This window comes from Sphingomonas sp. CFBP 13733, assembly GCF_014841795.1.
Lineage (GTDB): Bacteria > Pseudomonadota > Alphaproteobacteria > Sphingomonadales > Sphingomonadaceae > Sphingomonas > Sphingomonas aerolata.
Map to the genome: position 1 here is coordinate 23,766 of NZ_JACYUP010000015.1, position 9,862 is coordinate 33,627.

Genomic DNA, 9,862 nt, shown 5'->3' on the forward strand with positions numbered 1-9,862 from the left:
GAGACCCACGCAAAGCATTTTGCGTTGTCTCTGCCTTGAAGTCAGAACCGGCAAAGCCCAGCGGGGCATATGTGCTGCACCACTGGGCTTAGAACCTCATCGTCTCAGACGCGACCTTACGACTTGAGCGACTTGGCCATGTTAAGATGAGCGGCAACCGTGGGTGCCAAGCCCGACGCGAACGTCTTCAGCTCGGGAACATCGCCGGTTGCTGCATAACCCTTGAGCGTATCGAGGGTCTGCTGATGGCCTGCCACCTGGGCAGCGGCATACGCCGTGTCAAAGGCGGTGCCCTGCTTGGTCTTCAGGTCAGCGAGCTTCTGCTGCTGCTCAGCGTTGAGTGCCGGGTTGGGTGTCAAAGCTGGCGACAGCGTTGCCGTCAGTGCCTTCAGCTTCGCTGTCGAACCCTCATGAGCGGTGATCATCTGACCAGCGAACTTCTTCACTGCAGCAGATGCTCCGTTGGTTTCAGCCAGCTTCGAGGTCTCGATCTCGAACGCATCGCTTGCAGCCGCCATGTTTACGAAAGCCTGCCCACCCGACGCGGGTACTGCCATGGCATCATTGGTATTAGCTGCGTTTACGTCCATGGCAGTCGTGTTGGCATAGGTGCCGTTATCAACGGCGGTCGTATCTTCGGCCTTCTTGCCGCATGCGGCCAATGACAGTGCCGCTACCGATACCAGTGCCAAGGTCTTGAAGTTCATCATCGTCTCCATCTGCTCGCATATTGCCGCTGCCCGCTCAACGCGTGCCTTTGATGGACCGTTCCGCACCAGCAACAAGCTCCGGACCGATCGTAACGCGCGTTCGTTCTGGATGTCTGCCGGCACAGCTGCCGGCCTTATTGGGATACGGCAATGAGCATCTTCAGCACGATCATGAACAAGGTTTTCCACCACAACGCCGCGCCGGCCGCTGCACCAGTTCAGTCTCCCGCAGCTGCACCGCAGGCTGCACCACAAGCCGCGTCAACCGCGGCCGCTCAGCCCGCCCCAATGGCACCTCAGCAGTCCGTCGATGTCGGCGCGGTCCTTTCCGAGATGGCGGCGATGAAAGATGGCGGCGGCAACTACCAGAGCTCGATTGTCGATCTTCTAAAGCTGCTGGACCTGGATTCCAGCCTGACGGCACGCAAGGAGCTCGCGAGCGAACTGAACGTCCACGCTGCAGCCGACGGCTCGGCTGAGCAGAACATGGCCCTTCACAAGGCCGTGATGCAGAAGCTTGCTGATAATGGCGGTATCGTTCCAGACAGCCTGCGTAACTAACTCGCGCAATCCCGAGGGAGCTGCACGCTGTGCGGTTCCCTCCAGATCGATATCGACACGCTCCCGGCATTGAGGGGCAGACCCCATTTCTGGAGCCTCGGCCTTCTCGCTCATCGTTCCTTTTCGGGAAGAAGCTCAAGCGTTGAAGCGTCGCCATGAAGATCATGTCCGCCATGCTGTTGGTGTCGGTTGAAGCCCGCGCAGGCCCCGACATTGCAAGCACGGCCAAGTAAGAGTGAAGTAATGATAGACGCCGCAAACGTTATTGCCGTGGACCATACAGGCTTCGCCGTATCGTCTCTAGACGAAGCCGTTCGCTTTTGGACGGAAGCGCTCGGTTTCGCACTTGAGCGGCAATCGGAAATGGGGGGCGATTTCCTGCATCAGGTGACCGGTGTCGATAATCCTAATGTCAAAACGGCGATCGTCAGGGCACCGGACGGCTATGCGGTCGAACTGTTGCAATATTCAAAAGGACGCCAGAACGGTGCGTTGCCCAACAGCGCGGGGGCAATCGGTGCGGCCCACCTGACTCTGGCCGTAAACGATATCCATGCCGCTATTGCCCGCGTCGAGGCAGCAGGATGGAAGGCGAAGGGTAGTCCGTTGCCGATCGCGGGTGGGCCAAGGAAGGGAACGTTGGTGGCCTATGTTTCAGGCCCCGATCATATCACGATAGAGCTTATGCAGCCGCCAGCCCGTTAATGGGCCGGCGGACGTTTTCCCGCTTCACCATCCCTTTTGAGAAGGCTGCCGCTTCCTCAACCATCCGCTGACACTCGCCTGGGCGCCGACAATATCGATCGCCGGCATTAATGTACGACAAACAGGTGATTTCGGACGGCAGCCTCTCGATCGTCGTAAAACGCCGTCGCCAACCCCCACTGGCGTTTATCGTGTGATTTGCGTCGCCTAAAGAGCGTACTTGTCATTCCAATAGCTCCGTCGAGATGACGCCAGTTCGGCACAACGTTTTGAAACGGTTCGTTGCCAGGCTGGGTTTGTTTTTAGGAAGGTGATGCCAACCTACGATGCCAAAGGGCAGCCATATACCCGTCGCCTGTAAGGCGGTGGTAGCGGTCGCTTCCGTCGTCCCTTATACTCGGAAATTGTTAGGTCTTTGAACGGCGAAGGAAATCGCTGCAGACATAGAGCGGAGTGATGCGTGAGGGACTACCAAGAAGACGCACGGATCACGAACGAGCTAACGCGAGAAGACAACGGTCCGGACCCATTTTCATCTGCGGTTCGTGCAACCCGGATGCCGATGTTGATTACCGATCCGAGCAAGCCGGATAATCCCATCGTCTTCGTCAATGGCGCTTTTTCTAAGCTTACCGGTTTCGATCACGACGAAATATTGGGGCGTAACTGCCGGTTCCTGCAGGGCCCCCTTACCGATCGAGGCGAGGTCGACAGACTTCGCGAGGCGATTGTGGCGCGCGTTCCTATTGAGCTGGAACTGCTGAATTACCGCAAGGACGGTACGACATTCTGGAACCGGCTTCTCGTCTCCCCGGTTTTTAACGACGATGGCGATCTAACATACTATTTCGCATCTCAGTTCGATGTCACGCTCGAGCGCGAACGGCTCGCGAGGTTAGAGCGTGACCGAACTGATTTGCAGTCCGCCGTTGCCCGCCGCGAGGCCGAACTCATCGAAAGTGAGGAGCGTCTGCGCTTCGCGCTGAAAGCCGGTCGCATGGGTTCATGGAGCATCGATCTCCAAACGTTGCAGATGATTGCCTCGGATGGCTCGAAGGAAACTTACGGGCGACCGCTTTCCGAGCCGTTTACGTATGAAGATGCGATGACGGCCGTCCACCCGGACGATCGCGCCAGGCGCGACGAAGCGATGCAAGAGGCGATCGCTGACGGTAGCCTACTCGACGTCGAGTATCGCCTGCACACGCCTACCGGCGAAGAACGATGGGTGCAGATCCGCGGTCAGGCGAGTTACCGCGCCGACGGTACGCCATTGGCTTTGATCGGCGTGTTGCAGGAAATCACCGAGCGGAAGCGAGCCGAAGAACATCGCACGTTGCTTGCCAACGAGTTGAGCCACCGGGTGAAGAACAGCCTGGCGATGGTGCAAGCCATCGTCGGGCAGACCCTGCGCATGGCCACCTCGCTGGAGGAGGCAGGAGCGACGCTAGAAGCCCGCATTCAAGCCATGGCTGCCGCCAACGATCTGTTGGTCAACGAGCGATGGGAAAGCGCGTCATTGCGTAAGCTGCTCCAACGAACGCTCGCGCCATTCGGCATCGATGACGGAACGCATTTCGAACTCGATGGCCCTGACCTCAAGCTGCCGCCAGCTGTAGCGGTCGCTCTTGCTCTAGGCCTTCATGAAATGGCGACAAACGCCGCCAAATATGGGGCCCTTTCTCAAGAAGGCGGCGTTGTTCGCCTGTCATGGGAGATCGTCAATGGCTCGCGTCCGTATCGCTTGCATTTTACCTGGACGGAAGTGGGCGGCCCACCTGTGACCATCCCAACCCGTACTGGCTTCGGCACGAAATTGATCCAGCGCGTTCTTGCAAGCGAGATCGGCGGGAAAGCGGAGATCGATTACCAGCCGAACGGTGTGATTTTCAAAGTCATAGCGCCTCTACCCGAGACAAACGACGAGCCTGCCTGAGGCTCGAAGGACATAATCGAAGAGACCGATACGAATGCGAACGACGGATACAGGCATGAGCGGAATTGACGGCCCGGCCCCCTCTGAGGCCCGGCTTAGCGAGCTACGTCTCAAGGCTTTGATCGAGGCCAGTCCCGAGGTCGTTTACCGGATGAGCGCCGACTGGGGCGAGATGAAAGAGTTGGCGGGGGGCGGGTTCCTGCCGGACACGAATGACTCAAGCCGCGCCTGGTTGATGGACTACATCCCCGATCAAGATCAGGCGGTTGTATCAGCGGCTATCGACAAGGCGATCCAAACGAAGACGCTATTCAGTCTCGAACACCGGGTTCGTCGGCTGGACGCTGTCTCGCGCAGTACCAATCCTCGACGATGATGGCGAGATTTTGGAATGGGCGGGTGCTGCGAGTGATGTGACAGCCCGCCGTGAGGCTGAGCAGCAGCTACGCGATCTGAACGCCAGCCTCGAGGATCGGATCAAGGAGCGCTCCGCTTCGCTCCACCTGTACCGCAACATCGTGGAATCGAACGCATCGCCCGTTGTAGCGTTTGATCACAATCTGCACGTGATCGCCTTCAATCGAGCCCACGGCCAAGATTGGTTGCGTGTCTTTGGAAAAGAGGCGCAAATCGGCGACGTCATGCCCGACCTGGTTCCGGCGGACCAAGCGCAATCGCTTCGCAAGTTTATGCGCCGGGCACTCGAGGGCGAGAGCTTTGTCATAAAGGCAGTATTTGGTGATCCGGCACGGTGCCAGCCCACCTGGAGCGTTACATACAATCCGCTGCGCGACGAAAGCGGCGTGATCGTGGGTGCCTTCCACCATGCTGTTGATATTTCAACGCAAGTTCGAGCCGAAACTGGGTTGGCGGAAACGCAGGAGGTTTTGCGCCAATCTCAGAAGATGGAAGCCGTCGGTCAGCTGACGGGCGGCATTGCCCATGACTTCAACAACCTCCTGACGGTCATTCGCGGATCAGTGGATTTGCTCCGACGCGACAGTCTGACGCCGGAGCGGCGTGGTCGGTACATCGATGCAATCGGGGACACCGCCGAGCGGGCTGCAAAGCTAACTAGTCAGTTGCTGTCGTTCGCTCGTCGGCAGGCCCTGAAACCAGAGCTGCTCAACATCGAGAACAGCATCGAGCGCATCTTCGATATGCTCGACACGGTCACCGGTAGCCAGGTGCGTGTCACAATTGAGGTGTTGGATAGCCCCTGCATCGTGCGTGCAGATGCCGGTCAGTTTGAAACCGCTTTGGTCAATATGGCTGCCAACGCACGCGATGCCATGGATGGTCGAGGAACGTTGACTATCACGCTGGACTGTGCCAAGGAAATGCCATCGATCCGAGGCCATGGTGGTTCGCCAGGTCCCTTTGTCACTCTCCAGCTGCACGATACAGGCTCGGGCATAGCCGCGGACGACCTGCAGCGGATCTTTGAGCCGTTCTTCACGACGAAGGATGTTGGCAAAGGTACTGGCCTCGGCCTCAGCCAGGTCTTCGGTTTTGCCAAGCAGTCGGGCGGGGATATCGATGTTCGCAGCATAGTCGGAGAAGGAACGGTCTTCACCCTATACCTTCCTCAGGCCGAGGAAGCTGTCATTGCAGATCGCGTCATCGACCGGGATGACCAGTCACCGGACGGCCAAGGATTTTCCGTACTCGTTGTCGAAGACAATCTGGATGTCGGTCGGTTCTCGACACAAGCGCTCCAGGATTTTGGCTACGAAACCACGTGGGTTACGAGCGCAGAGGAAGCCCTGAATACATTAGGCAGTGGCAATTCTAGTTTCGACGCCGTTTTTTCCGACGTTGTGATGCCCGGAATGGGCGGAATCGAGCTTGCCAAGCGCTTAGCGGCGGAGATGCCAACAATGCCAGTCGTGCTGGCGAGCGGATACAGTCACGTTCTGGCGCAGGAGGGCGCCCATGGCTTCACGCTCGTGCAGAAGCCGTATTCGGCCGACAAGATCGCTAAGACGCTACGGAAGGCGATCGGTTAGCGTCGACGGTCGGCACGACTACCGGTTCCGTTACACTCTGTCAGGTCAGGCAACTGCTGCGGCACGGTGGCAAGAATAGCTGAATCGAAGACACTCTTCCTCTGAAGTTGCTAGCTGCCCAATCACACCTTTAGAATTACCAAACCTCCATTACAAAATCTGAAAACTGGGAGAGCTGACGAGTCTGCCAAACAAGTGTCGCGAACATCTACTTGTTCAACCTTGAGGGCGGCAACGAGTCGAGGCCGATCGTTCGCCTGCATTCAAAACATTCGACCGTAATGGCGCCCGCAGATTATAAACCATTACGCAGCCCGATCCTCATTTCCCCGCTGCACTTCACCGTCATCCTTGCGAATGAAACTGATCTTGCCCTGCGTCTCAAGGATCGCCCAAGCTACGTCCTTCATGTGCGCGATACCGGCCAGTCGCATTTCCGCCTCGACTTCGCCTCGCGTTATCCTGTCACGCCGCAGGTTCGCCGTGATCAGCTCACCATCGCGTATTACCACTTGAGGACGACCGTCGAGCAGCGTTTCCAGCCGCGGCGACAGATACGTCGCCCAGCTCATCACCAGCGCCCAGAAGGCGAAGGTCGCAATCGCGAGGATAGATCCGGTCAGGCTGAAGTCGTTGTGTGTCACGCCTTGCTGGACCAGATCGCCCATCACCACAATGACGACGAGTTCGAAAGGCGTAAGCTGGCCGATTTCGCGCTTCCCCAACAGGCGGAGCAGCAAGTATAGTGCAGCGAACGTGACGCTGGCGCGTAGGACGATATCCATTAGGGAAGCACCGGAATTGAAACCCGTTTCTCGGTCAGCCTGACATCGTCGTCGAGCAAGGTGATGGTCCCGACAATACGGCCGAGCAGCGGTGGATTGGTCTGGCCGTCAATTTTGATTTCCAGCGTCTCTCCCGTCTTAAGCGCGGCATAGCTGAAGCGGAACTGTCCGTCCTTGAAGCTCTCGTCGGCAGCAGCGGGAATGTGACTATTGATCGTAAGATCACGCCACAGCGATGCGTCGAAGCCGATGACAGGCTTCGCTATATCGCGCCGCGCGACCACGCGGATACGCGTTTCGAAGAAAAGCCCGCTCCGTAGCGGCCGGGCCAACTTCACCTCGAGCGATGCAGCTGGCGCCCTGACAACAGCAACCGGTGAGGGCGCACCACCAAGAATCCCCGTCATCGCGATTGCCACCAATCCGCCGAGGATCAAGAACGCGAGTGGGCTGGCATGTGCGCGCAAACCGTTGACGGTTTTGGCGTGGTTCGCGTCTATTCCGTCCGGGAAAGTTTCGTGTTTCTCCGCCATTGCGTCATTCTGCTTTTTCGTGGCGTACCTGGCAACCACCGGCACTTGTGCATGCTCGATAATTGATGTGGGCTAAAATGACATCGCGTCTGATTGCGAAGCCTGATCGGGAAGGCTGTCACTGGCCCTCTGCCCTCGAAAATCGTCGATCAGAAACTGCGCCTTACCGAGAGACCATGTCCTGCGGTGCAAGGCCGCGGTCCCGTTTGGATCTTTATCGAGAAGCCTAACGTCACCAGTATTTTGAGATTGCTCGAAGCTGATCGATCGCGTGCTGCGGCCCTTCGCCTTCCTCGGCATGTACCAGGCAATGCTCGATGTGATCGTTGATGAGAGCCCGCTTGGCGCTGGCGATGGCATTCTCGACCGCCTGGAGTTGCTGAGCGATATCGACCCTGACTGGCGGCCCCACCGTCCTCGCAGATGACGATGGCGGATCGTCCGGCGATGGAGCCTGCCCACTTCGGCATGGTCGCGACCGATCGGCGTAGGACCGCCGGAAGTGTATTTCGGACCGTGTCCGGACCCAGTTCGATGACGATCGGAGCGTTCGGCGTCCCTGATGATACGGGCGAGCTTGTCCACGGTGATGGCATGTAGCGCAGGCATGATGCGCCCTCAGGTAGAAGGGACGCGATACTTCGGCCTGTCGCCTCGTGGGGAGATCGCAGTCCCCATGTCCGCAAAAGGCATTCCGCAGCTCGATCTGTCAAGCCTCTCGTATGACCGTATCACCTGGGCATGTTGGCCGAGTTCCTGCCGAGGAGGGCGTTCGGAGCGCTCGCCGCCAGATGAGGTTCGGTGCCCAACCTAGTGCGCCGTCGAGACCGTGACTGGGGCGGCGAGCATCCACAGGGCCATCGCCACCATAATCACGTTCTCGGTAAGCGAAATGAAGCCGAGCGGCACGTTACTGTCCCCGCCCACGCAGGCGCATTTCAGCTTGCGCTTGTCGATATAGACGGCCTTGACCACCGACACGGCTCCAATCGTCCCGATAACGAGCGCGATGGGTACCGACAGCCAAGTTAGCGCACCGGAGATCATCAGCACGCCCGCACCACCTTCCGCGAAAGGGTAGATGTAGGAATAGGGAACCCAGCGTTTGGCGAGCAGATCGTAATTTAGGAACATGCTCGAAAAGCTCTCGACGTTCTGAAGCTTAAGCAGCGCCAGTACGCACATCGAGAAGGCGATGAACCATTCGCCCGCTCGGATCGTGAACGGCGTGCCTAGCACCGCATAGCTGGCAGCGAGCGCCATCAGTGCCGTCACTGCAAACAAGACGATTACTGGCCGGTAGGTTACGGCCTTGGGATCACGGACAGCCTTGCCGAAGAAGCGGCGCAGATCGTCATAGCCCCCCACTCGCTCGCCCGCGATGAAGGTCTGCGGCGTAGTCTTGACCCCATGCTTTGCCTTGAAGGCATCGGTTTCTTCGCGTGTTTTCAACCAGTGATCGTCCACCTGATACCCTTCGCGGCGCAGCAGGTCTTTCGCCTTGAGGCCATAGGGGCAGGTGTGTTCCGGCATCACCATCCGGTAGATCTTCGCCTGTCTGGCGGGGGCGGTCGCCATGTTGCTTCTCCAGCTTGTTTACCCCGCCTATATAGGGTCCGTACCATAGTACGGAGTCAAGGCATGGCAGGCATGACGATCGCAGGACTGGCGCGCGAGGGCGGCGTCGGCGTCGAAACGGTGCGCTATTATCAGCGCCGCGGCTTGCTCGACACGCCGGCCCGGCCGGACGGTGGCGGCGCGGGCGGCGGTATCCGGCGCTACGGTTCAGACGATGCGCGCCAGCTTCGCTTCATCCGATCAGCCCAAGCCGCAGGGTTTACGCTTGAGCAGATCGGCGAAATGCTGGCGCTGGACGCGACCAACGATCGCGCCCGAGCGCGCGAACTTGCCAATGAGCGCATCGGCGCGCTGGACGAGAAAATCACGGAGCTTGAGCGGGTACGCGCCTCGCTTCGCCGGCTCGCGCGCGAGTGCAGTTCCGGTTCGGAAGGCCCCTGCCCGATTTTAACAGCGTTCGATGATATCGACCGGTTGGACGCTGCGGCACTGACGGTCAGATGAGCGAGTTCGTGGACCGGCTCGAAGCGCGAGAACGGTTTTAGGTGTCACAACCGTTCGAGACTGTTGTGACACTGCCTACGATAAGCGGGTTTCTACAGGCTCGCAGGTGTCAAAAGCTAGTGTTAGAATGTCTGCTACGGGATCGGCGTTTTATAGCCCTCGATAACCGAAATATGGACCCGTACGAGCCCAGCTCGAGGTGAACAAACGGTCGCTTGCGCCATCCGAGCGCCCTGAGCGGCCGGGCCGTAATCCTTTCCTTTATCGCCGTTCAGCCGTCTGCTGTTTAAAAACCCAGTCGCAATCACGACTGTGCGACAAACTGGCGTTTTCCGACGGCATGCGGCGTGAAGAACCCGGCGAATTACGGAACGACTCAGAAAGGCAGCAACGGCCGACTTTAACGAAGGTCGCGGTCAGTCGCTGGCACCAAGGGGTGAGGTGGCCCCCTAAATGACCTGACAGGGCCCTGCTCTTAGATAAGAGTGAGGCATATGACTGACGGTACGACCAGGCGTTACAACGATGGCGAGGTTCTCTC

General features: G+C 58.6%; 11 protein-coding genes. 6 read left to right on the plus strand and 5 right to left on the minus strand.

Going from position 1 to position 9,862, the window contains the following annotated elements; all coding sequences use genetic code 11:
* Nucleotides 1-116 precede the first annotated feature (116 nt).
* Nucleotides 117-707, minus strand: coding sequence for a DUF4142 domain-containing protein (locus IFT71_RS20515; RefSeq protein WP_244655087.1), 591 nt, complete (start codon nt 705-707; stop codon nt 117-119).
* A gap of 153 nt (nt 708-860) precedes the next feature.
* On the opposite strand from IFT71_RS20515, the gene IFT71_RS20520 reads away from it, so the two are divergent.
* The 5 genes from IFT71_RS20520 (at nt 861) to IFT71_RS20540 (ending at nt 5,921) form a co-directional block, all read left to right on the plus strand.
* Entirely contained in the window at nt 861-1,271 is a 411-nt protein-coding gene (locus tag IFT71_RS20520) for a DUF3597 family protein (RefSeq protein ID WP_192071863.1), read from the plus strand.
* A gap of 243 nt (nt 1,272-1,514) precedes the next feature.
* A complete protein-coding gene (locus IFT71_RS20525; RefSeq protein WP_192143266.1) occupies nt 1,515-1,976 on the plus strand; it encodes a VOC family protein in 462 nt (153 codons plus the stop codon).
* Between the two features lie 460 nt (nt 1,977-2,436).
* Entirely contained in the window at nt 2,437-3,912 is a 1,476-nt protein-coding gene (locus tag IFT71_RS21935; RefSeq protein WP_192143268.1) for an HWE histidine kinase domain-containing protein, read from the plus strand.
* A 55-nt stretch (nt 3,913-3,967) separates the two neighbouring features.
* Nucleotides 3,968-4,288, plus strand: a complete 321-nt coding sequence (locus tag IFT71_RS20535; protein ID WP_192143270.1) for a hypothetical protein — start codon at nt 3,968-3,970, stop codon at nt 4,286-4,288.
* A 37-nt stretch (nt 4,289-4,325) separates the two neighbouring features.
* Nucleotides 4,326-5,921, plus strand: coding sequence for an ATP-binding protein (locus tag IFT71_RS20540; RefSeq protein WP_192143272.1), 1,596 nt, complete (start codon nt 4,326-4,328; stop codon nt 5,919-5,921).
* A 305-nt stretch (nt 5,922-6,226) separates the two neighbouring features.
* Here the strand turns inward: IFT71_RS20540 and IFT71_RS20545 are convergent, their stop codons facing one another.
* The 4 genes from IFT71_RS20545 to IFT71_RS20560 all read right to left on the minus strand — a co-directional run bounded on the left by IFT71_RS20545 (nt 6,227) and on the right by IFT71_RS20560 (nt 8,817).
* Nucleotides 6,227-6,706 carry a DUF421 domain-containing protein gene (locus IFT71_RS20545; protein WP_031392972.1) on the minus strand — a complete coding sequence of 160 codons (480 nt, stop codon included), beginning with the start codon at nt 6,704-6,706 and terminating at the stop codon, nt 6,227-6,229.
* On the minus strand, nt 6,706-7,284 hold the full coding sequence (locus IFT71_RS20550; protein WP_206757476.1) for a hypothetical protein: 579 nt from the start codon (nt 7,282-7,284) through the stop codon (nt 6,706-6,708). The genes IFT71_RS20545 and IFT71_RS20550 overlap by 1 nt, the downstream gene beginning before the upstream one ends.
* A gap of 187 nt (nt 7,285-7,471) precedes the next feature.
* Complete coding sequence (locus IFT71_RS21940) at nt 7,472-7,651, minus strand: metal-sensing transcriptional repressor (RefSeq protein WP_192071868.1); 180 nt, start codon at nt 7,649-7,651, stop codon at nt 7,472-7,474.
* Between the two features lie 398 nt (nt 7,652-8,049).
* Entirely contained in the window at nt 8,050-8,817 is a 768-nt protein-coding gene (locus tag IFT71_RS20560; RefSeq protein ID WP_192143276.1) for a glutaredoxin family protein, read from the minus strand.
* Nucleotides 8,818-8,889: 72 nt separating this feature from the next.
* On the opposite strand from IFT71_RS20560, the gene IFT71_RS20565 reads away from it, so the two are divergent.
* Entirely contained in the window at nt 8,890-9,321 is a 432-nt protein-coding gene (locus tag IFT71_RS20565; protein WP_446740689.1) for a MerR family DNA-binding protein, read from the plus strand.
* The last annotated feature ends 541 nt before the right edge of the window (nt 9,322-9,862 follow it).

Bases quoted from the DNA above. Each gene is read 5' to 3' on its own strand.
- IFT71_RS20515 (WP_244655087.1), bottom strand. From the start codon at position 707: ATGAACTTCAAGACCTTGGCACTGGTATCGGTAGCGGCACTGTCATTG.
- IFT71_RS20520 (WP_192071863.1), top strand. From the start codon at position 861: ATGAGCATCTTCAGCACGATCATGAACAAGGTTTTCCACCACAACGCC.
- IFT71_RS20525 (WP_192143266.1), top strand. From the start codon at position 1,515: ATGATAGACGCCGCAAACGTTATTGCCGTGGACCATACAGGCTTCGCC.
- IFT71_RS20535 (WP_192143270.1), top strand. From the start codon at position 3,968: ATGAGCGGAATTGACGGCCCGGCCCCCTCTGAGGCCCGGCTTAGCGAG.
- IFT71_RS20545 (WP_031392972.1), bottom strand. From the start codon at position 6,706: ATGGATATCGTCCTACGCGCCAGCGTCACGTTCGCTGCACTATACTTG.
- IFT71_RS20560 (WP_192143276.1), bottom strand. From the start codon at position 8,817: ATGGCGACCGCCCCCGCCAGACAGGCGAAGATCTACCGGATGGTGATG.
- IFT71_RS20565 (WP_446740689.1), top strand. From the start codon at position 8,890: ATGACGATCGCAGGACTGGCGCGCGAGGGCGGCGTCGGCGTCGAAACG.